Genomic DNA, 23,935 nt, shown 5'->3' with positions numbered 1-23,935 from the left:
TTTCAAGTTTGATTTTCAAACAGCTTACGAATAACCAATTATATTTTTTACTAAAAATCATTTATTATGAGAATGAAAATCTTTAATGTACTCGCGGGAGTGGCCGTTTTAAGCACGGCCTGTTTTAAAGACCGGGCGCTTGACGGCCTGCCAAATGGTGCTGAAACGGCAGGTAATTATCAAACCAATGCCGCTCCGGCGGCGGGTACCTTGGTCGATAGCGGTATCTATCGCTTACGCGGCAGTGCGTCATTACCCTCAGGGCCTGTTGTGGAAGTTACTGGCAATTCCACCGCCGAAAATCAGCAAATTCAGCAATGGAATTGGTTTCCAAACGGAGGGCAAAAATGGCGGCTAATTAAAACAGATGCCACTTACTACAAACTGGTTAACATTACCAGCAATAAGTGCCTCAAATCTCCCGATGCAACATCAGGTTCAATATTACAGCAAGGCACCGATGACGGTACAGATTCGCAGCGATGGTTGGTGGCCTATGCCGGTAGCGGAAATTTGTATACGCTTACAAACAAGGCAACAGGTATGAAGATGGTAATAGATCCGGAAACTAATACACCAGGATCCAAGATCAGGCAAAAAAGTACCTCAACCGGTACTCAGGACAAATTTGAGTTTCATAATTTAGAATTTCAAAATCCGGTTATCAATGCCAGTAGACCTGACCCTTATGTAACGCAAAAGGATGGAAATTACTACTTTTTATACACAAAGGGCAACAAAATTGCCATAAGCAAAACTAAGAATATGTCGTTACTGGCAAACGCCGGGGAAACTACCGTATGGACTCCACCTACAGGTACAGACCACTCTGTAAATATATGGGCTCCTGAATTATTCTTTCTTTCGGGCAAATGGTATATTTATTTTGCTGCTGCCGAGGCGGGCGTGAACGATAGCCATCACATGTTTGTTTTAGAGAATCCAAACTCAGACCCCACCACAGGAACCTGGACGTTTAAAGGCCGGATACACGATACTGATGATCAATGGGCAATTGATGGCACTGTGCTTACCATTGGAACCAGCAATTACTTTGTTTGGTCGGGTTGGGAAAGTACATCATCAAAATATAAACAATATTTATACTTAGCTCCAATGTCTGACCCCTGGACAATATCCGGCACGAGGGTAAAGATCTCATCGCCTACAAACAACTGGGAGCGGTATGAGCCAAGTGGAAACCTGGGTGCTGGTGTAAATGAAGGGCCCGAAGCTTTAAGTAAGGATGCTAACAGCCCAGTTTTCATTATCTATTCTGCCAGCAGGTATACCAGCGATAATTATTGCCTTGCCCAAATGCAACTAAAAAGTGGCGGTAACCCAACTGTTGCAAGTGATTGGATAAACAAAAAACAGGTGTTTACCAGAAATGATGCAAACTCGGTATATGCTCCGGGGCACAACGGATTTTTTACAAGCAGTTATACTGATGGTAATGGCAACTTCAAATCTGAAAACTGGTTTATTTACCACGCCCGAAGTGTGGCAAATACGTCTAACGGCGGCCGTATGCCACGAATGCAGAAGTTAAGTTGGAATAGCGATGGCTCACCAAATTTTGGTGTAGCGGTTGCGTTAGGTACTAAGTTAGGTGTGCCAATTGGCGAATAACTATGAGTAATAAAAAAAGGTTCTTGCCACTTGTATCGGCAAGAACCTTTTTTAATAATTTTGTTGATTTATTATTATAGTAAACAAACGTCTGTATTTCAAATAATCATTTGGGTTTAATTAGTAATTGGATCTGGTGGAGTTTGTTTTTTGGGGTCGTAAACCGCTACGCAAACTCTCGAATCAGCACTGCCGTAATACAAGTACCATTTTTGTTTAAACCAAACCAATCCTTCAATAAATACGGTGCCGCTGGCATATTGTCCTTTTCTTTCAAACGGTTCCATCGGGCGGAAAAAAGGCACGTCTAAGCGTCCAAGTAGTTTCGTTGGGTCGGCTTTGTCAAACAACATTTGTCCGGCCGAGTATGTGCCACCATTAAATCTTTTGTCGCCCCTTTCTCCGTTATTGTTTCTTCCGTTATATAACAGTACAATGCCTTTTTCGGTCATAACTGCGGGAGGGCCGCACTCCGTAAAGTCGCTGTCAAAATATCCGTTTCTTGGAGCTGCTAGCACAAGCAACTTTCCTTGTGCATCTACAAGCGGGGTCCAATCTACCATGTTGGCCGATGTTGCTGCATACACATTTCTTTCGCCCCAGTACATAAAATACTGCCCGTTTAATTTTGCAATTACTTGCTTGTTGTTTTTTACCTGGGTTAAAATAGATGCTGATTTGGTGGGCATGTTTAAAAATCTACCCTCATAAGCATCATGAAATATCGGGCCATGTTTCTTCCAGTGAATCATGTCTTTCGAGGTAGCCGCACCTAAGCGTGGTACTTTGCGGTTCCACTGTGTGTATAAAACAACATAGGTTCCATCTTCGGTAACTGCAACGCGGGGATCTTCGCAGCCTCCAGGCCATTCAAATTCTTTTTGATCATCATTATCAGGATAGAGAACCGGTTGGGTTTTTCGTTTAAAATGCAGGCCATCTTTGCTTATAGCATAGCCTAATCTTGAGGTGCGTGTACTTATCTTAACACCACTTCTATCTTCTGATCTGTATAAAAGAATTACCTTCCCGTTTTTAACCACAGCTGCAGGATTAAAGGTGTCATTATCTTCCCATCGGGTTTTTTTGCCCGACATGGGGTCGAGGAATAAAGAATTTGTATCAGGGGCAATAATAGGATTGATGTTAGTTGGTCTTATAAAGCCTCCAAGTGCCCAGTCTGGGAGTGAATTTTTTGTTTGTGCTTTTGATGTTGCGTTAACTAAAAAGGTAAACAATAAGGCAAATAATAAACGATAAGAATTTTTCATAATTTCAAAATATGGGCTTGCTAATTTGAAACAGGCGTAACAGACTCACTTGAGTTCAGTGCCGAGCTTACCAACACCAGTTTGGTTTTATTGGCTGATTCGGGAATTTCAATAGTTACCGATTTTTCTTCTCCCGGTAACAATGAAAAGAAATTGTCGGAGTAATACACAGGTGCATAGGTTTGGCCGTTTACACCCCGCAACTGTAACTGCGTAAAAAATGCCAAGTTTTCAGATGGGTTTTTCACCACTACCTTAGCTATTTGTTTCCCTGCAGCTGCCTGCTTTTTTGCCGAAACACTCAAACTGGCTTTAGGTAATTGGTTAATATCCTTAAAGCCCGATACTGCAGGCCCGGTCAAAGTCCAAGCGCCTTTATAAGCGTCTTTAGAGCGCCAATAAAAGGCATCGTTTACCAGTTTGCCATCTGCGTTAAGCAACCTGAGCTTAATGAAGTGAATTTGACTGATACTTGGAGGAAAGCTGATAGTTATTGCATCTTTAACAACTCCATCTTCAGGAATGTTGATTGTGGTAGATTTTGTCCACACAGGTTTACTGTTGAAATCGTATACGGTTGCCTCGGCCCGGTAACCCTTAAACGCTTTGCGGTAATCGTTGTAAACAGATACCGTGTTTTTCAAATAATCAAACTGAGCATGTAAAGGCGCAAGTCCGTTTTGCGAATAATAGAGTGCTGCAGTAGGTTCCAAATACCAATCATACATTCGGGATGCAGTTTGAGGCAGCGGACTGTTATGATACCAAAATAAGAACCCTGATGCCCAACGATCTCCATAGTTAAATTTATTGTAGTTCCATACTTCCCATATGGCTCTGAAATTAAGCGCTCCAACAAGCTGCGCTTTTTGAGCATACTCTTTTATGGATGATGACCGGCCAAATTCATTTACCGCCTGATGGTATTTGCCGGTTACTCCATGAAACCCGTTTCCATCAAGATAGTTCCAAACAGAATCGTTAATTGGCCATAGGTCTTTAGCGGGCATCATTTTTTGTAATGAAGATAGAACCGGTGTCGATAATGTACCATATTCAGGATTAAATCCATCAACACGGCTTCCGCGTGGCGATGCTGTGTTTTCAAAGTACTGCATCGGGTTTTCGTATTTATACGGACTGCCATCGTGCACGCCACAGCATTCAGATTGTTCCTGGTAGCCGCGTGTAGGGTCAAGTTGATTAATTAAATTGCCGGTACCCGGAACCTCTTTACCTTCATTGGCATCAACGTAATAAGCCAGCGAAGCATGATTACGAATGCGCTTAACAGTACTCACCACGTTTTTAAAATAAAGAGCAGTATCTGTTGGTAGTTTAGTGTCGGCAGTTACCCAAAATTCCGTCCACACCAAAATTCCGTATTCATCACACAGCTGATAGAAGTAGTCTGATTCGGCTATTCCGCCACCCCAAAGTCGTAAGAAATTAAGGCCGGATTGCCTGGTGTATCGCAGTTCGGCTTTTGTCCTTGCTTCGCTGTTTTTCAGCATTGCTTCCGGAATCCAGTTAGTTCCCCTTATAAATATGGGAACTCCGTTAACCAGGAATCTCCGGGATTTGTCGGGCGTATTTTGATCTGAAGTTATTTCACGGATGCCGAATTTAGTATCAAGCGAATGCGTTACTACGTTTTTTGAAGTAACAAACTTTAACGATAACGTATAAAGTGCTTGGTTTCCCTTGTTAACTGGCCACCAAAGCTTAGGGCGGCTAATATTTAACGCAGCATATTCAGCAGGTGAAAAAGTCACCGTCCTGGTTTCATGAGGTAATAAGGTGAGGGTTTTTTTAAATGTTTTTCCGGTTTCGTTTATAGTACCTGAGATGTAACCGGTTTGCTTAATGCCAGATGCGTTTTTTACTTCCACACTTACCGTTTCTTTGGCACTGGTGGTATCTGGCAGAGGGAGCTTGCTTTTTACAAAAGCATTCTCTAAAGTTACGTCACCGGTAGCAAAAAGTTCAATATCCCGCCAAATGCCGGTGTTACGGTCGCGTATGCCGTCATGAGTTGTAAAATCCCAGCCTACACTCATTAGCATGGTTACATCTTTACCAATTTCACCATCGCCTCCGTTATGATTTTCACCCACGGCACCCGTTTTGGTTTTGCCAGGTTTAAAGGTAGAACCCGGATGGTCAACAGGTTCAATATCAACCGCAAGGATGTTGTTGTCACTTAAGTTTGCAATTTTACTGATGTCAAAACTTTCACTGTTAAACATTCCTTTCATCTGCCCTAAACGCTTACCGTTAAGCCAAATGGTGCTATGGTAATTAATGCCGTGAAATTTCAACCACAGCCGCTTTCCTTTGAATGAAGCCGGAACTTTAAAATTAGTACGGAACCAATAGTGGTAAAACTCCCTTCCTGCATCGCTGATGTCCGGTATCAGTTTACGGGTTTTGCGGTTGTTATCACTATAATAAGGTTCAGGGTATACCTTATTGGCAACAAGGCTTGTTAATACAGTTCCAGGTACTATCGCAGCTTTCCAATTTGTTGCATGGTATGCTGATGTGGAAATGATGTTTCCATCAGTGCCGGCCTCTGAGGCTTTAATCATTTGCCAGGTGTAAGCGCCTTGATGGTTTTTTAAAGAGCGCAGAAAAACTGATTTAATGGACGATTGTGATGCCAAAGAGGCGTTTTTGCTTTGAGCCGAGGTTATATTACAAGATGCAATACCGGCCAGCATTAATAGGAAAAATATTCTCATTAGGTTTAACAATTGGCTTTTATACTCTTAGAGTGCAACTGTTAGCCTGAACGCACATGTGTTATGATAAAAAATTGATTACAATAGCTATATAGCACTTGGTGGCGCTTTCAAAGTGCCCCTAAAAAGCATATTACTGTAAAAGGAAGGTTGCCAAAATACTCAGCGCAATATTTTTAGAGTTTTGTTGAACAAATCTTTGGGCAATAGATATTTGGTTTTCAACAGTTCTTTTAGAAATAGAAAGCTTTTCAGCTATTTCGGTATTGGTAAGGTTGCCCAGCCGGCTTAACAAAAAAATTTCACGGCAACGGGCAGGCAGTGCTGATAGGAGGGCCTCAATTTCGCTTTGCAAATTCAGGTGCCGAATTTTTTCCTCTCCCGTATTAACTGATACATTTACCGACGACAAGTTTTCGTGATCAGCAACGTATGCTAATTTAAGTGCTTTTTTGGCTTTTAGTACCTTATAAACATGGTAGCGTGCGCTGGTTGTAAGATAGCTTTTAAATGTGCCTATATCTAACACGTGCTTTTTTTGCCATATGTTAAGGAAAGTATCATTTGCAATTTCCATTGCCATTTCTTTATCCCGAAGGTGGGAAAATGCGGTTGTATAAACAGCCTCCCAGTACCGTTTTACCAGAATTTCGAACGCAGGAATACTTTCAGATTTTATGGCTCGCCACAAATCATCATCAGGGGAATTTTTATCAGGCATATAATTGGTTTCATAAAATTAGAAATTTTTATCGCTATATAAAAACTTCTAACAGCTCAAAATTTGCTGAGTAACTTATTTGCGAGGATAAAAGATAGTTAATATCTAGGTTTCAGACCATCATTTGTGCTTATAAAAAAAACTTTTTTTATTGTATGCGTTGAGGCCGCTAAAAAGTCTCTATGTTGATAGAACCAGTTATAGTTGAGCTTAGCCAATTAACGTCGTAACCGACTATTTTAATGACTAAAGATGAATTTTTAGCACTTTATGAAAAGTGCCAAACCGGGAAATGTACAGCTGAAGAAATTCAACGGCTGGATCATTATAAAGATGAATTTGAACTGAAGGAGTTGCCATGGTTACCAGAAATGGGTGACCGGGATGAGGTGAGAACTGAACTTTTGAATACTCTTCGCTCTAAAATAACTCCGAAAGAAAAAAGTTCCAGGAAATTTCCGGCCAGATGGGCCATTGCGGCATCTTTACTCATCTTTCTGTCGGTTGGCATTGTTGTGCTATCTGACAAAGAACAAAAGCAGGTTACCGTGGCCGATCATTTTGCCAGGAAAGCAGCAGTTAAAACTGCTATTACACCGGGGAGCAATAAGGCTATACTCATATTGGCCAATGGCAACATGGTAGATTTGGATGGGTCTGACAAAGGGTTGGTGTCAAAGCAAGGCGCGGCCGAAGTCAGAAAACTCTGCAACGGTAAGTTAGTATACAATGCCGAATCTAAAGCCGAAAACGATAACCAGGTTGCATACAATACGATAGCTACCCCACGTGGAGGGCAATACCAACTCACTTTGGCAGACGGTACAATGGTTTGGCTTAATGCAGCCTCGTCACTAAAATTTCCAACCACATTTACCGGCAAGGAACGATTGGTTGAGTTAACCGGGGAAGCCTATTTTGAAGTAGCCAAAAATAAGAGCATGCCATTTAAAGTAGTTGCCAACGGCGTAAATGTAAATGTTTTAGGTACACATTTTAACGTAATGGCCTATCAAGACGAAAGTGTTGTTAAAACCACACTTTTAGAGGGATCCGTAAGGCTTGAAAAAGATGAAATCACAGCCATGCTCACTCCGGGCGAACAAGGGCTGATAAAGCAGGGTGGGAGTGCCTTTAAAGTTCGCGAGGTTAAGGTTGACGACATTGTAGCATGGAAAAACGGCTTGTTCAGCTTTGAGAATGAAAATATACGCACCATTATGCGGCAAGTGTCCAGATGGTATGATGTAGATATTGACTACGAAGGGCCACTGAGTAAGCAAAACTTTGGCGGTTCGGTATCAAGGTTTAAAGACATCTCTTACTTATTAAAAACCCTTGAATTAACCGGAACGGTTCATTTTAAAGTTAATGGGAGGAGGATAACCGTTATGCCGTGACTTTTACAATAAACAACCAATTGGATTTGTAAAATGAATGATAACCAGGAGCGTTGGAGCGCCCCCGGTAATCTGCCGTTAGGCCATAAGCAATCCAATTAATCGTACCAACAATCAATTATAAATTAACTTATTAACCAAATGTATAAATTTTCCCATGCATTTTCATGCAGGAAACTTTCCTGTGTACCTTATAAAATCAGTCGAATAGTGAAACTTGTGGTTATTCTTATTGTAGCCTGCTTTATGCAGGTAAGCGCGGCAACATTTGCACAGGTGGTCAGCATTTCTGTCAAGAATACTCCTCTTAACAAGGTGTTCGACAAATTAAAACAGCAAACCGGGTACAATTTTGTTTATAACTCAGATATGCTCAGCGAGGCAAAACCTGTTACGCTATTTGTAAAAGAGGTTGAGCTTAAAGATGCACTCAATGAGATTTTTGCAAATGAGCCGCTCACTTATGTAATTTATCAGAAGACAGTAGTTGTTCAAAAAAAGAATATTGTAGTTGTACCCAATGTAATAACGGTAACAGGCACTGTTAAAGATACTAAGGGGCAGCCACTACCAGGTATTACCGTAAGTATAAAAGGTGCTAACGGTGGCACCATCACCAGCCCGAACGGAACATATTCACTTAAATTATCGGATGGTAATCAAACCCTAGTGTTTACCGCCATTGGTTTTGAGTTGCTTGAAGTGCCGGTAAACAACCAAACCCAAATTGACGTAACGCTTAAAGAAAAAGTATCTGCCATGAACGAAGTGGTTGTGGTGGGTTACGGTTCGCAAAAAAAAGCTGATGTAACCGGTTCCATAGCTTCGGTAAACGAAGAAGCATTGAAGAGTGTACCAGTAAGTAACCTGGTAAGTGCGTTGCAAGGCCAGGCTCCCGGCTTGGATATTCAAAAAAGCGGTGGTAATAGTCACCCTGGTTCAACACCTTCTATTGCTATACGCGGACAACGCTCCTTACAGGGAGGTGCAACTAATGACGTGCTTTACGTTGTTGATGGCATTCCTTACAACGGAACTTACATTAATGACCTTAACCAGGATGATGTGGTATCTGTTCAAATACTAAAGGATGCTTCGGCAACGGCAATTTATGGGTCAAGGGGCGCCAATGGTGTTATTTTAATTTCAACCAGGCGTGGTAAAACCGGCGCACCTGTTATCTCCTACAGCGGCTATGCCGGGGTAATGAAACCTTTGGGTTATTACGATGTAATGCAGCCGCAAGACTATGAGGTTTATAAAAAATGGGGAAGTTATAATGCAAACAACCCAAATGTTATAAACGCGCCTAACCCATATAGCGGAATTGATGATCCGCGGTTTTATACCGATGGCATTACATTTTTGCCGGCAGAGCTTGCTGGCAGGCAAAATGGTACCAACACCAACTGGCAAAAGTTAATCTTTAAAAACGGTTTGCGAACCAATCACCAGTTAGGCGTTTCGGGTGGTACCGAACAAACCAAGTATGCAATTTCGGCAGGTTATTTCAATGAAACCGGTGTTTTTCCCGGGCTTTCTTTCCAGCGCTATAGCTTTAAAATAAGTGTAGACCAGCAATTGGGCAAAATTTTCAAAGTTGGAGTTAGTTCTCTTAACTCGGTGAGCAGAACCAACGGCGAAGGAATTAACCCGGTTTCTCAGGCGTTACAATCAAGCCCATTAACTGTTCCGTACGATGCCGCAGGTAACCTGATCCCATTTCCGGGTGGCGGATCGCTGATATACAACCCATTGGCTAATCTGGTTCCGGGTGCAGTGGTACAAAACCGTACCCGCTACAATATGTTTACCACTGCTTACGCAGAAGCGCAATTTACACCGCATTTAAAATATCGATTTAATGGTGGTGTAGAACTAACGCCGGAAACATACGGCGACTTTTTCGGGAGCGCAACGTTCCAAAATTTGAGCGGACCGTCTACAGCCAGAAACACTAATTATGATTACCGGAACTTTACACTGGAAAACCTTATTGTTTACGAAAATACCTTTGCCAAAAACCATCATGTTACCGGTACAGGGCTATTTAGTTATCAGCAGGATAACAAGTACTCTACAACCTTAACTTATAACAATATCCTGGCCGACTATGTGCAGTACTACAATCCCGAATTAGGCGCTAATTTTAAAGGGACCGGAAGTTATTCCAAATTTTCGATAGTGTCGTTCATGGGGCGCATTAATTATGATTTCAAAAGCAAATATCTGCTTACAGTTACTATGCGTTCTGATGGATCATCTACGCTTGCTCCCGGAAATAAGTACCACTTATTCCCAAGTGCCGCCATTGGCTGGAACATTTCCGAAGAAAGCTTCATGAAAAGTATTAACGCCGTATCCAGTTTAAAACTTCGCCTGGGTTATGGTTCGGTAGGTAATGCGGCTGTTAGCCCTTACCAAACGCTTGGAGGCCTTACCATATTCAATTATAACTATGGCACAACTAATGTAACGGGTACTTATCCTAACAGCGTACCTAATCCTCAGCTTGGCTGGGAGTACACATCTACGTTAAATGTAGGGTTGGACTTTGGCTTGTTTAAAGACCGTATAACCGGTACGGTTGATGTTTATCATCAAAAAACAAATGATCTGATACTTCCTCAAAATCTACCTATAACGACAGGCTATACCTCGCAGTTTCTGGCTAACGTGGGAAAAACCGAAAACAAAGGTTTGGAAATAACCATAAGCTCGGTTAACGTTAAGGCAAAAACCCGAAAAGATTTTGGCTGGACCAGCAACGTCAATGTATCATTTAACCGTAACAAAATAACGGCGTTACAAAATGGTGTTACGCAAGACGTTGGTAGCAACAGATTTGTGGGCTCACCAATAAACGCTCTGTATAACTACCAACAAGTGGGTATATGGCAAAACACCAGGGCAGATTCAGCCGAAGCCAAACGGCTTAACCTAACAATGACAGGGGCCGGCTCAGTTATTGGTACCATCAGAGTAGCAGACCTGAATGGTGATGGCGTTATCAATTCCAATGACCGTGCAGTTATAGGTAGCAGGCAGCCAAAATTCTTTGGTGGTTTTACTAACCGCTTTAGTTACCGCGGCATTGATCTGGCCGTAGTTGCATCATACCGAGTAGGAGGAACGCAAATAGCTACATGGTTGCAGCCAAGCAGTAACGTAAATGTATTAAACGGAAAGGCAAACAACCTTAACGTAAATTACTGGACTCCATTTAACAATGCTAACAAATATCCAAAACCAAATTTTAACGTTGGGTCGCCTGCCTTTGGCGATTTGTTGGGTTACTATAATGCATCCTATTTAAAAATTCGGACAATTAGCCTGGGTTACACGTTCCCATCAGCAATAGCAACAAAAATTAAGGCAAAATCTTTAAGGCTGCATGCATCTTTAAACGATGCCATTATTTTATTCTCTCCGTTGCATAACCAGTTCAACGGAGCTGATCCAGAATCGGCAGGGACACTGGGTGTTGATACGCCGCCGGTTAAGTCATTATTGTTCGGTTTAAATGTTTCCTTTTAATTGATTATAAAAATGAAATCATATTTATATCAAATCATCATACTGGCTTCAGTTGCCATTGTTACTTCGGGTTGCAGTAAGCAACTGATCGAAGAACCAAAATCATCGCTTACTCCGCAGTTTTTTAATACAGCTCAAGGTTTTCAATCCGGACTGGATGCTGCCTATGCCGGCAACCGTAATTTATGGGGAACCGAAAACCTGATGACCATGACCGTTCCCGGAACCGATGAATTTAAATCGGGTGGCGGTGGCAATTCCAATTTTAATATTTATGCGAGCAGTTATGATGCCAGCAGCGGATTTTTATCCGGCGTTTGGAATCCATGCTATACCTTCATCAATACCTGTAATGGCGTAATTGATAACGGCGCAACGGTAACCGGTCTTGATGCTAACACGGTTAAGCAAAAGGTTGCTGAAGCTAAATTTCTACGTGCCAACTATTATTTTTTATTGGTGAGGTTTTTTGGGCCGGTAACACTAAGTAAGAATTTTATTAGTGAACCCAGCACCAGCGCCAATAGAGCGCCCATTGCCGAGGTGTATAATTTTATTGTGCAGGATTTAAAGGATGCCATTGCCGGATTGCCGCTAAGCCCAACTCAAACCGGTGTATTACCAGGTAAAGCAACAGCAGCAGCGGCATCGCACCTTTTGGCAAAAGTTTACCTTACCCGTGCTTACTCTTCAGCAAAGCAACCAGATGATTTTCAAAACGCTTACAATACGGCAAAAGGAGTAATTGATAACGCAGGAACCTGGAATATTGGTTTGCTGCCTGATTTTGCTTCGGTATATGCCGAAGGCAACGAAGCCAACAAAGAAGTGCTTTGGAGCGTTCAACATACACCCAATTTAACGTACAATGCTGTTAGCAACGAACTTAATTTTCATTACGTAATGGGGTATGAAAACTTTCCGGGCCTGGTTCGGTCTATGGCATACGGCAGGCCATATGCCCGGGTTCAACTAACCAATTGGTTAGGCAATGTTTGTTTTGCCGATAAAACAAACGATACCCGCTACTATAAAACATTCCAGTCTGTATGGTTATCCAACTCTGCCGACAAAATACCGAAAGTGAACGGTGTACCCAAATACGCTTTAGGCGATACAGCCATTTATATGCCGGCTGTTGATGTAACCAATGCTAAGATCAATGCATCCCGGTATTTGTTGGTGCCGCCACGTAATTACACGCTGCAATTGTTTCCTACCATGACCAAGTATCAGGATACTAAAAGGGCAGGTATTAATGATCCGTCGGTAAGGCCAATTATTGTATACAGGCTGGCGGAAACTTATTTAATTGCTGCCGAGGCTGCGTTAAATTTGAATGATAATTTTAATGCTGCAAAATATATTAACGTTGTGCGCCAGCGGGCCGCCTTCCCAACCGGCAATGCTGATGCGATGATTATAACACCGGCTCAGGTTACGCTCGACTATATTTTAGATGAACGTGCCCGTGAACTATGCGGAGAGCAAACCAGGTGGCTTGACCTGGTAAGAACAAATAAACTTGTGGAGCGCGTAAAACTTTATAACCCCGACGCTGCAAACAATATACAAGACAGGCATACATTAAGGCCTATACCGCAAAGTCAGATAGATCGTATCATTACAGGACCTAAGTACCCTCAAAATCTTGGCTTTTAATATGCGCCAAAACGGCAATAATGGTGCACATACTTGTGCACTTTTATTGCTGTTTGTTGTAACGATGGGCTATCGTATATATGTTCACCTACCAATTCTGTTATAAATATTGCGCTAAGTAAGGTTAACGGCTTAAGCCTGTTTACCCGCTTCTAGAAACAAATATTGGAACTGACACTTGGGGTGGGCGGTTGTAGCGCAATTTTTAACGTTGCTATACCAGTGGGCACGCCTGTGTTTTTTTACAGCGGCCCTGATCATGGGCTTTAGTTTATCATTTGTGAAATGAAATTTTAAAAAGATATGATTGATAGTGTTTTAATTATCGACGATAACGAAGATATTTTAGAGTTTTTATCGGAAGTGTTAAGCGATACTTATACCGTATACATTGCCGAAAGCGGCGAAAAGGCTCAGGAAATACTTGCTACGAAGACCGTTAGTCTCATCGTTTCGGATATTATGATGCCTGGTATTGATGGCTTCGAACTCTGTGCAATCTTAAAATCAGACGTTGCTTACTGCCATATACCCATTATTCTTCTTACTGCTAAAAATACCCAAAATGCGTTTATTGAGGGGTTGGAGGTAGGAGCTGATGCCTATATTCAGAAGCCGTTTTCACCGGAGCTGCTTCAGCTTCATATTGCGAACTTGCTGAAGAACAGAATGAAAATTAAAGTTCACTTTTCAAGCTCGCCATTTGAAGATTTCCGGGTAAACGCGCAATCTAAAACAGAGGAAGCATTTCTTAAAAAACTCAGTGACTATATTCAAAAAAACCTGAATGATCCGCATTTGGATATTGATAATCTTGCTGACTATATGAATATGAGCAGGCCAACCTTTTATCGTAAAATCAAGTCCATTTCTTCCTTATCGCCGAAAGAACTTATTGATACCACACGTGTAAAAAGTGCTGCACGGCTTATAGGTGAAGATTTATACAGATTCTCGGAGATAGCAAGAATAGTTGGATACAATACACCTGGCTTATTTAGCCGAAATTTTAAAAAATATTTTAAGATGACCCCTATTGAGTATCGTAACAGCCTGCATAAAAAGCAAAGCGGAAGTGCGCCTGTTGAACAATAGTAAGCAAGCTGAAAATTTATTGTTTTAAAGATTGCAGATATTGAATGCTCTGCGGTATCTGTTCAACCGCAAACTGGCTTTCATCCTCAAGATAATAGTGTTTGATATTTGCACGCTTGGCAGCTTTAATAACGGCTGGAATGTTAATTTGTCCCTGCCCCAATACCACATTGTTGTTATGATCGGTTTTGCCCAGATTGGTAGTACCAATGCCGTTTTTAAGGTCTTTTACATGTAGCGCCTTAATTCGACTAGGATATTTGTCAATCAATTGAGCCGGATCATGGCCCGGCAAAAAAGCCCATAAAATATCTAACTCAAAGCTTACATATTTGGGGTTTGTGCGCTGAATAAGAAAATCATAAAGCGTACCATTTTCATAAGGCACAAACTCTACACCATGGTTATGGCAAAGTAATTCCAGTCCGTACTCGTTTTTTAAAATTTTACCAACCTTGTTTAATTCTGTAACAGCAAATTCGGCATCCTGTAAAGTAAACGTTTTGCCAGCTTGCGGAACACTGCCTAGATGTATGTAATGTGCACCGAGTGCTTTGGCCGCATTAGCAACCTCTGCAGTTTTATGCATAATATTATTCCATCCTGTGCCGAATGAAGAACATTTTAATCCTCGTTCATCAAGTAGTTTGCGAAGATCTTCGGGGCTCAAATTAAACAAACTCGAAAATTCAATATCCTTGATGCTATTTTCTTTTATTAAATCTAAAGTTGCCGGCACACCTTTTGAAAAATTAGTCCGGTAGGTGTACGATTCAATTCCGGGAGCATCAGGAAATAACAACGTTTTGCTTTGTGCAAAAACTGTTGTAAATGCACAACTTACAGCAAATATTGAACAAGTTGCAAGTACGAATTTATTGAGGAGATTTTTCATTTACAAATAACGAAGGTTCATCACTAATTTATGCTTGTAGGTTGTTTTCCAGCGTGTTGATTTACCCGATAAACATTTTAGATAAAGAAGAAAGTCAATTAATACAGGCTTCGCCGTAGAACAAAGTAAACGGTTAAGCATTGCAAAATGCTATCAATTTCTGGCCGATTTGTATCATTTATTAAGAAGAACTTCGAATTTTTAAAAGCTTCTAAGTTTGATCTGCTTGTAGTTGGCGTTCTGTATTCTCTAACCGGTGCTGCACCGATAACGCATACGACTTACATTAAAATCTTTACACAATTTAAAATAATCTACTAAATCTATAGACTTTATAAAATATATCTGTATATTTGTACTGTTTAATAAATGTTCTTTGTGATATTTATCCAGAAAGACTGAGGGAAAGGCCCGATGAAGTCTTAGCAACCTATACTACTCTTAAGGTAAAAGGTGCTAATTCCTGCTCCCAACATGGAGAAAGATAAAACGGCAAGCATCTGCTTGCTCAACAAGGCCTTAAAACTACTTCTGGTATAAGTGTTACAAAATTAGCTTAATAAAACAAGACTACTCAACTTATACGCTCATGAAAAACAAATCATTACTCAATTTTTCGAAAGCTTTTTTCGCTGTAGCAATACTTTTAGCTGGCGCAAATACGTCGAATGCGCAAGCACAAACCGTGGCGCCAAATGCAGCTACAGCCAACGTTGCTGACGCTGACCGCGGTTACTTAGTTAAGGTTGGGGACCAGGCACCAGACGATTTTGAACTGGTTTTAGATAACGGAGAAAAAACATCTTTAAAGCAACTGCGAGGTAAGGTGGTGGTTTTACAATTTACCGCCAGCTGGTGCAGCGTATGCCGTAAAGAAATGCCCCACCTGGAAACCGATGTTTGGAAAGCTTATCAAAATAAAAATGTGGTGTTGATAGGGGTAGACCGTGACGAGCCGCTTGAAAAAGTTCAAAAATTCCGTCAGGATATACAAGTAACTTACCCGCTGGCCTTAGACCCGGGTGCCGAAATATTTGGCAAGTTTGCTAACAAAAAAGCTGGTGTAACCCGCAACGTGGTTATTGATGCTAACGGCAAAATTGTTTACCTCACCAGGTTATATGATGTAAACGAATTTAACGAAATGGTTAAAGTAATTGATGGCCTGGCAAGCAAAGCTTCGTTAAAAGCATCGCTTTAAAAGCTATTGGTGGAGTGGCCGAGTGGTTAGGTGAAGGTACGCAAAACCTTTTACGGTGGTTCGAATCCATCCTCCCGCCTCAACTGACCTTACTAATACAGCAAATTAACAGAGCTAACCGGTGGCTGGTGCAATTTGCATATTTTCCCTTAACATAAACTATATCTGCAACTAAATGAAACTGGAAACTTACTTTAAAATTCTTTTGGCCAACTTACCTCGGCTGGGTGCTGCCCGTTACCAATCAGTCCTGGTGTGGTGTTGTTGCTAGTCCAGCACTTCAAATTATAGTAGCCGCGGCACGTCTGCATGCCGGTGTACTACCCAACTTTTATTGACAACTAAAATTTCTTTATGAAAAAAATAGAGATACTGGCTGTGCTGTGCCTGGCCGGTTATACCACATCATATGCACAAAATGCTGCTGTTAAAGGGTTTACGACTGAAGCGGCTACCAAACAACTACAAACCGAAAAAGAGTTTGACAAGCACCTGAGCAATGTGCGCGTTGGTCAAAATATAAAAGAACTGGCCGCTCGTCCCCATCATTTGGGTTCGCCCGGAGGTAAGGCGGTTGCGCAAGCTGTATTACAAAAGTTTAAAGAGTACGGCTGGGACGCCAAAATTGAGACTTACCAGGTGCTGTTTCCAACGCCCAAAGCGCGTTTGCTGGAGCTTATTTACCCAACCCGGTACGTGGCCAAGCTAAAAGAACCTGCTTTTGCCGAGGATGCCACATCAGGGCAAGATGGGCAGTTGCCAACCTATAATGCCTGGGGTGCCGATGGCGATGTTACCGGCGAACTTGTATTTGTTAACTACGGTTTGCCCGATGATTATATACAGCTCGAAAAACTGGGCATTGATGTAAAAGGCAAAATAGTGATAGCCAAATACGGCCGCTCGTGGCGTGGCATCAAGCCCAAAGTAGCTTATGAGCACGGCGCTATTGGCTGCATTATTTACTCCGATCCTAAAGATGACGGCTTTTACCAGGGCGAGGTTTACCCTAAAGGCCCTTACAAAAACGATCAAACGGTGCAGCGTGGTTCGGTAATGGATATGGTAATTTATCCCGGCGATCCGCTAACTCCCGATGTTGGCGCAACCGCCAAAGCCAAACGTTTGGAAAGGAGCGAGGCGCAAACCATTTTAAAAATACCGGTGCTGCCCATCAGTTATGGCGATGCCCAGCCGTTGCTGGCTGCACTAGGCGGTCCGGTGGCTCCGGCCGAGTGGCGCGGGGCACTGCCCATTACTTACCACGTTGGTCCTGGTAAAGCTAAAGTGCATTTAAAAATTGAACATAACTGGGATTTGGTTCCGGCTTATAATGTTATAGCTAAAATAAAAGGTAGCCAATACCCTAACCAATGGGTAGTACGCGGCAATCACCATGATGCCTGGGTGAACGGCGCAGACGACCCGGTAAGCGGTTTGGCTGCCCAGTTAGAGGAGGCAAGGGCTATTGGCTTGCTGGTAAAAGCAGGTTACAAACCTAAGCGTACACTGGTTTACGCTGCCTGGGATGGCGAAGAACCCTCATTGTTAGGATCGACCGAGTGGGTAGATGACCATGCCGATGAGCTGAAAGAAAAAGCGGTTGCGTATATCAATTCCGACGGTAACAGTCGTGGTTTTCTAGGTGCAGGAGGTTCGCACGCGCTGGAGGTATTTACCAGCGAGATAGCCAAAAACGTTATTGACCCGCTAACGGGTGTAAGTGTGTTTGAACGCAAACGGGCTAATGATGCAGTAAAAGCGGCATCGGCCAAAGCACAAAGAGCAATACTTAAAAAGGATACCCTGTCGCTCGGGGCTTTAGGTACCGGGTCTGATTACTCTGCCTTCCTGCAGCATTTAGGCATTCCCACTCTAAATTTAGGTTACGGTGGCGAAGATGGCGGCGGCGATTACCATTCTATTTATGATTCGTATGATGATTATGTGCGGTTCAAAGATAGCAGTTTTGTCTACGGTGTAGCGTTGGCGCAAACTGCAGGCAGGGCCGTATTGCGTTTAGCTAATGCCGATGTGCTTCCGTTTGATTTTGCAAGCCTAGGCAAAGTAATAAACCAGTACGAAACCGAGGTAAAGCAACTGGCCGATCAGCTACGCGAAAAATACAATGCCGAAAACCAACTTATTAAAAGCAACAGCTACAAACTGGCTGCCGACCCAAAAGACAAATTCATTGCATCGGCTCCAAAACCCGATGTGCCGGCGTTTGATTTTGCCTTTTTCGATAAGACTATACAGCGACTCAAGCTATCGGCATCGGCACTTAATAGCATAAGTGTTAAAGCTTTGACTAATCCCAAACTTGCGGCAAAATTTAACAACGCCGTTTACCAGGCCGAAAAGAGCTTATTGATTGCGGAAGGTTTGCCTAAACGCCCATGGTATCGTCATAGTATATATGCGCCGGGCTTTTACACCGGGTATGGCGTAAAAACCTTACCGGGAATACGCGAGGCCATTGAGCAAAACAACTGGGACGAAGCCCGCCAGCAAATAACCATAGCCACCAAAGCTGTGGATCGCCTAAGCACACTACTTGAAAACATAACACAAGGACAATAACCACCTCATCATTTTATGAAATTCAGATTTTTACTATTCCTGTTTTTAACGGGCTGGGTAGCCTTTGCCCATGCACAGGAACGCAAAGTAACCGGAACAGTTACTCAGGAGGGCAGCACAACGGCCTTGCCCGGCGTAAACGTTAACATTAAAGGACAACGAAAAAGCACTCAAACCGACCCAGATGGTAAGTTTAGCATTACCCTTCAAGGAGCCGAAAATACACTGGTATTTACCTACGTAGGTTTTGAACCTAAAGAAGTGCCCGTGAGTAGTAATACCCTATCGGTACAATTAAAGGCCGCCAATAACAACCTTAACGAGGTGGTTGTGGTGGCTTACGGTACTGCTAACAAGGCTACCTACACAGGTTCGGCATCGGTGGTAAACGCTGCCGATTTAGAAAAACGCCAAGTGTCAAATATTAGCCGTACGCTGCAAGGTGTAGTACCGGGTGTACAATCGGTAGCACCAGCCGGGCAGCCGGGTAGTGAGGCCAGTATCCGCATCAGGGGTATTGGTTCGGTTAATGCATCGAGCGATCCGCTTTACGTGGTTGACGGTATTCCGTTTTCGGGTAATATCAATGCTATCAATACGGCCGATGTGGAGTCAATCTCGGTATTGAAAGATGCTTCGGCAAGTGCGCTTTATGGATCGCGCGGTGCAAATGGTGTAATTATCATTACTACTAAGCGCGGTAAGTATAATGCCAAGCCTACGGTTACCTTAAATTCTAACATAGGCTACTCATCACGTGCGGTTAAAGATTACGATTTTGTAAGCACCAATGATTATTTCCAGCTACAATGGGAAGCCTTGCGCAACAATCGCCTCGATCAAGGCAACACAGCAGCACAGGCCGCGCAATATGCCACCAATGAACTAGTAAGTAACCTTAAAATTAACCCGTATGGCTCAGCATTCCCAAATCCGGTTGGGTTAGATGGCAAGCTGGTAGCCGGCGCAACTCCGCTTTGGGATGATGACTGGAGCAAATCATTAAGCCGTACCGGTGTGCGCCAACAGGTAGATTTAGGTATTAGCGGCGGCGGTGCTGATTCGCGTTACTTTGTATCGGGCGGGTATTTGGATGATAAAGGCTTTATCATCGGTTCACACTTTCGCCGCTACAATACGCGAGTTAATTACAATACCAAGGTTAACAAGTGGTTTGAGGCAGGGGTAAACGTAGCTGCATCAAGCACCAGTCAGGATTCGCCACCACAAACCGATAGCAGCCAGGGTAACTTCGCCAACTTCGGTCGTTTGGTGTCAGATATCTACCCGGTGTATGAGCGTAGCCCTGATGGAACCCTCAAATTAGATGCCGGCGGTAACCGCGTTTACGATTTTGGTAACTACCGTCCAAGCGCGGCAGCGACAGGCAATAACCTGCTGGGTATAGCCGAACTAAACAAGTACAGCAACAAGCAAGACGCCTTAATATTGCGTGGTAACATACAAATTAACATACTCGACGGGCTTAAACTGAAAAGTAGCGTTAACACCGATTATAATAACCGCAGCGGCTTATCATATACTAATCCAACCTTTGGTTCGGGTGTAACAGGTGGTGGTTCGGTTAGTAAAAATTCATCGCGCACGGTGGGGTATACCATCAATAATCTTTTGGATTATACGTTCAACGTAGCCAATGCTCACCACTTTAATGTATTGGCAGGGCAGGAGGTATACGTGTTGAACATTTCCAGTCTTTCGGGTAGCCGCAGTAATTTTGGTTTTTCTGACAAGGTTGAGCCGGCGGCGGCATCATTACTCAACAGCTTTACAGGTAACGCCGATGAATACAAATTGGCAAGCTTTTTAGGTAAGATAGATTATAACTTCAATCAACGATATTACCTGTCAGCAAGTTTCCGTAGAGACGGTTCATCGCGTTTTAGTTCGCAGTCGCGCTGGGGTAACTTCTGGTCAATTGGAGCTTCGTGGAACGCTAAGTCAGAAGCTTTTTTAAAGAATGTATCGTGGTTAAACAGCTTAACTGTACGTAGCAGCTACGGTGCGCAGGGTAACGATAACCTGGGCAGCTATTATGCTTATCAAGATTTATACTCTATTTACAACAGCTTAGGCCAGGCTGGTTTGGTTACTTCAAGGCTGCCAACACCCGGCTTAAAATGGGAAACCAACCTCAATTTTAATTCGGGTGTAGACTTTGCCATTCTTGATAACCGTATCAGCGGCAGCTTTGAGGTGTATCAGCGCCGTTCAAAAGATTTGTTATTCAGCCGTCCGCTGGCACCATCATTGGGTTATACAGCCATTGATGACAACATTGGCTCGATGCGTAACAATGGTTACGAAGGCCAGATTAACCTGGTGCCTGTTGTAAGCAAAGATGTAAAATGGACGCTTGGCTTCAACTTTGGTCATTACAACAATAAGATTACCAAGCTTCCGCAAAAAGAGATTATTGCCGGTAACGTAGGCCAATTGGGTTCAACCAAAAAAATGATCGTGGGCAGCTCGGTATATGATTTTTATATACGCGAATGGGCAGGCGTTGATCAGGCAAACGGTAAACCTTTATGGTACAAAAATACTTATGCTGTTGATGCTGCTGGCAATCGTACCATTACAGGGCGTACCACAACCAGCGTATACGCTGAGGCCGATCAGTATTTTCAAGGTAGTGCGTTGCCCAAGCTCTATGGCGGCGCTAACACCACCATTAAGTACAAACAGTTTGAATTGTATGCTTTAGTGGCTTACAACATTGGCGGTAAAATTTTGGACTTAGACGAGGTGATGATTCTCCACACCGGCGAAAATACCGGCCGTACCTGGGGCACCGAAATACTAAACCGCTGGACACCGCAAAACACCATTACGGATGTGCCGAGATTAACCACAACCACCACTAACTGGAACAGCATATCAACCCGGTTTTTGCATGATGCCACTTACGCACGTTTAAAAAATGTAAGTCTTTCATACAATTTGCCAACGCAATGGGCAACCCGCATAGGTCTTAAAAATGTGAGAGTTTACGGTCGTGGCGAAAACCTGTTAACCTGGTATAACCACAAGGGCATGGACCCCGAACAGGCTGTTGACGGGGTTACCTTTTACCGTTACCCGGCTCAAAAAACTTACACCTTCGGTTTCGACCTTTCATTTTAATAAGCAACCGTCATGAAATTTAAATACACAACCATAAAAATACTTTTCGTAGCCATCGTGTTAAGCCTGTCGGCTTGCAAGGACGACTTTTTTGAAACCTCGCCATCGGGAGATCTCACTGGCAGCGAAACCTATTCGTCAACCAAAAATATTGATGCCTTGATTAACGGCACAATGCGTTACCTTATGGAAACCAGTACCTCGCAGGATAATCCAGGCTTGTCGGCCATTACCCTCACACACGAGGTAATGGGAGAGGATGCCATTGCCCGCGATGGTGTTTACGGTTTTCGTGATTCATATCCGTATAAAGACCCATTTGATAATACGACCCGCAGGGCTTTGTTTTTCTGGAGCTTTCAGTATAAAGTGATTGATAACTGCAATAACATTTTGGCTAATGTTGATAATGCCAGCGGCACTGATGCGGAACGCCGCTATTTAAAAGGCCAGGCATTGGCATTAAGAGGCTTTGTATACCTAAACTTAGTAAGACAATACCAGTTTACTTATGCCAAAGATAAAAATGCCAAGGCTGTCCCAGTGTACACCGAGCCAACCAGTCCCACATCAGTACCTAAAGCACGTGCTACGGTTGAGCAAGTGTACAACCAGGCCATTGGCGACCTTACCCAGGCCGAAACACTACTTGTTGGCTTTGTGCGCAAGGTTAAAAACCGCCCCGACGCCAATGTGGTAAAAGGATTGCTTGCAAGAGCTTATTTAACTCAGGAAAATTGGGCATTAGCTGCTACAAAAGCCCGTGAAGCCCGTACCGGTTATAACATTATGGAAGCCGCGCAATACACACAAGGGTTTAATGATGTGAGTAACGTTGAATGGATTTGGGGCCACCCGCAGCAGGCCGACCAGAACTTGGGAGGAGCATCGTACTTTGCCTACATTGATGTTACCCCGGCGGCAGGTTACCGCTCCATAATGCCCGACCCATACTTTAAACAGTTGTTTGCCGATGGCGACATCCGTAAAACGCTGTTTGAAACCGTTACTGCCCCAGCCGACCCAATGTATCGCTGGATCAAATACAAAAAATTCATCAACAAGGCTGATCAGTCGGGTCACATCGTACTCATGCGCTCATCAGAAATGGCGTTGATAGAGGCCGAAAGTAAAGCCCGTTTAAATGATTTAACAGGAGCCATATCGGCACTTAACGAGGTTAGGGTTAAACGCAATTTACCGGGGGCAGTAGTTGCCAATTTTAACCAAACCACACTAATTGAGGAGATACTAACCGAACGCCGCCGCGAGCTTTGGGGGGAGGGTTTTAGGCTGTACGATTTGCTGCGCCTGCAACGCGCCCCGGTACGTAAAGAATCAGTTGAGACTATACGTGTTGGCGCTGCCGATGTACTTATTAAAGGCCATTATGTGCTTAAGTTTCCCGATAACAGCAATCTGGTGCCAAACAGCGTATATTACCTATTCCCTATTCCAATTAATGAGGTTAATACTAATTCAAATTTATAAGCATAATCTTTAAGCAAATGTAAAACCTATTGCAAATAATGGTTTAAAAGAAGCGTTTTCAAAAAATCTTACTTGAAAGCGCTTCTTTTATTACTGACCAATGTTGCTTAAAAGAGTTAAGTCAATCAACTTGATATAACTCTACTATTATTGTACTCGATGCTGCGGAGAAATTACATTGTGTATTTCGAAGTTAAGTTACCTTCTTAAAGGACTATCGACCATTGGCGTATCAGCCATGGCAGGCGAATCGATCGTATTGCTATCTACTTTTATGGTAGTATCGATGGTGCTCGAGTCAGCTTCGGTGTTTGAGGCGTTTGAGCCTTTGCAAGCAAACAAGGAGGATGAAATTGCTAACGCGACAATGCCGATCTTAATTGAATTTTTCATAGTTTGATAATATCCATTGAATCATATTTGTTTTAACTATTAGGTAATAAATGCACCTTAGTGCTAAGCTTGTATATCGGTACCTATTTAGTTTGAATTTGTTAAAACATAATTTGAAATGTTGTATTTAATTATTAGTTAATACATCTTGTTTGATTATAGT

Annotated in this window: 14 protein-coding genes, 1 tRNA gene and 1 riboswitch; of the genes, 10 read left to right on the top strand and 5 right to left on the bottom strand. The window is 42.8% G+C overall.

Annotation, left to right across the window (positions count from 1 at the left end; genetic code table 11):
* Positions 1-66: 66 nt before the first annotated feature.
* On the top strand, positions 67-1,632 hold the full coding sequence (locus GO816_RS17755) for a family 43 glycosylhydrolase (RefSeq protein WP_157543301.1): 1,566 nt from the start codon (positions 67-69) through the stop codon (positions 1,630-1,632).
* A gap of 116 nt (positions 1,633-1,748) precedes the next feature.
* Here GO816_RS17755 and GO816_RS17750 read toward each other — a convergent pair whose 3' ends face one another.
* The 3 genes from GO816_RS17750 to GO816_RS17740 form a co-directional block, all read right to left on the bottom strand.
* On the bottom strand, positions 1,749-2,903 hold the full coding sequence (locus GO816_RS17750; RefSeq protein ID WP_157543300.1) for a glycoside hydrolase family 130 protein: 1,155 nt from the start codon (positions 2,901-2,903) through the stop codon (positions 1,749-1,751).
* A 20-nt stretch (positions 2,904-2,923) separates the two neighbouring features.
* A complete protein-coding gene (locus tag GO816_RS17745; RefSeq protein ID WP_157543299.1) occupies positions 2,924-5,647 on the bottom strand; it encodes a glycoside hydrolase family 2 protein in 2,724 nt (907 codons plus the stop codon).
* A gap of 133 nt (positions 5,648-5,780) precedes the next feature.
* A complete protein-coding gene (locus GO816_RS17740; RefSeq protein ID WP_157543298.1) occupies positions 5,781-6,368 on the bottom strand; it encodes an RNA polymerase sigma factor in 588 nt (195 codons plus the stop codon).
* A gap of 242 nt (positions 6,369-6,610) precedes the next feature.
* Here GO816_RS17740 and GO816_RS17735 point away from each other — a divergent pair, with 242 nt between their 5' ends.
* The 4 genes from GO816_RS17735 to GO816_RS17720 all read left to right on the top strand — a co-directional run bounded on the left by GO816_RS17735 (position 6,611) and on the right by GO816_RS17720 (position 14,062).
* Entirely contained in the window at positions 6,611-7,768 is a 1,158-nt protein-coding gene (locus tag GO816_RS17735) for a FecR family protein (protein ID WP_157543297.1), read from the top strand.
* 141 nt (positions 7,769-7,909) lie between these two features.
* The gene (locus GO816_RS17730) at positions 7,910-11,305 is read left to right on the top strand and encodes a TonB-dependent receptor (protein WP_157543296.1); all 3,396 of its coding nucleotides are present in this window, start codon (positions 7,910-7,912) and stop codon (positions 11,303-11,305) included.
* A 12-nt stretch (positions 11,306-11,317) separates the two neighbouring features.
* Positions 11,318-12,967 carry a RagB/SusD family nutrient uptake outer membrane protein gene (locus GO816_RS17725; protein ID WP_157543295.1) on the top strand — a complete coding sequence of 550 codons (1,650 nt, stop codon included), beginning with the start codon at positions 11,318-11,320 and terminating at the stop codon, positions 12,965-12,967.
* Between the two features lie 303 nt (positions 12,968-13,270).
* Entirely contained in the window at positions 13,271-14,062 is a 792-nt protein-coding gene (locus GO816_RS17720; protein WP_157543294.1) for a response regulator transcription factor, read from the top strand.
* Between the two features lie 16 nt (positions 14,063-14,078).
* On the opposite strand, the gene GO816_RS17715 is transcribed toward GO816_RS17720, so the two are convergent.
* Positions 14,079-14,957, bottom strand: a complete 879-nt coding sequence (locus GO816_RS17715; protein WP_157543293.1) for a sugar phosphate isomerase/epimerase family protein — start codon at positions 14,955-14,957, stop codon at positions 14,079-14,081.
* 382 nt (positions 14,958-15,339) lie between these two features.
* A riboswitch (SAM riboswitch) is annotated at positions 15,340-15,448 on the top strand.
* A gap of 98 nt (positions 15,449-15,546) precedes the next feature.
* Between GO816_RS17715 and GO816_RS17710 the strand changes: the two genes are divergently transcribed.
* The 5 genes from GO816_RS17710 to GO816_RS17690 all read left to right on the top strand — a co-directional run bounded on the left by GO816_RS17710 (position 15,547) and on the right by GO816_RS17690 (position 23,379).
* Positions 15,547-16,158, top strand: coding sequence for a peroxiredoxin family protein (locus GO816_RS17710; RefSeq protein ID WP_157543292.1), 612 nt, complete (start codon positions 15,547-15,549; stop codon positions 16,156-16,158).
* An 8-nt stretch (positions 16,159-16,166) separates the two neighbouring features.
* A tRNA-Cys gene (locus GO816_RS17705) sits at positions 16,167-16,238 on the top strand.
* A 274-nt stretch (positions 16,239-16,512) separates the two neighbouring features.
* The gene (locus GO816_RS17700; protein WP_157543291.1) at positions 16,513-18,741 is read left to right on the top strand and encodes a transferrin receptor-like dimerization domain-containing protein; all 2,229 of its coding nucleotides are present in this window, start codon (positions 16,513-16,515) and stop codon (positions 18,739-18,741) included.
* A gap of 15 nt (positions 18,742-18,756) precedes the next feature.
* Positions 18,757-21,888: a SusC/RagA family TonB-linked outer membrane protein gene (locus tag GO816_RS17695; protein ID WP_157543290.1), complete on the top strand. Its 3,132-nt coding sequence runs from the start codon at positions 18,757-18,759 to the stop codon at positions 21,886-21,888.
* 12 nt (positions 21,889-21,900) lie between these two features.
* Complete coding sequence (locus GO816_RS17690) at positions 21,901-23,379, top strand: RagB/SusD family nutrient uptake outer membrane protein (RefSeq protein WP_157543289.1); 1,479 nt, start codon at positions 21,901-21,903, stop codon at positions 23,377-23,379.
* Positions 23,380-23,577: 198 nt separating this feature from the next.
* On the opposite strand, the gene GO816_RS17685 is transcribed toward GO816_RS17690, so the two are convergent.
* On the bottom strand, positions 23,578-23,721 hold the full coding sequence (locus GO816_RS17685; RefSeq protein WP_157543288.1) for a hypothetical protein: 144 nt from the start codon (positions 23,719-23,721) through the stop codon (positions 23,578-23,580).
* Positions 23,722-23,935 lie beyond the last annotated feature (214 nt).

This window comes from Mucilaginibacter aquatilis (genome assembly GCF_009755275.1).
Lineage (GTDB): Bacteria > Bacteroidota > Bacteroidia > Sphingobacteriales > Sphingobacteriaceae > Mucilaginibacter > Mucilaginibacter aquatilis.
Note: the sequence above shows the minus strand (reverse complement) of the source record. Positions and strands in the feature narration are given on the sequence as shown.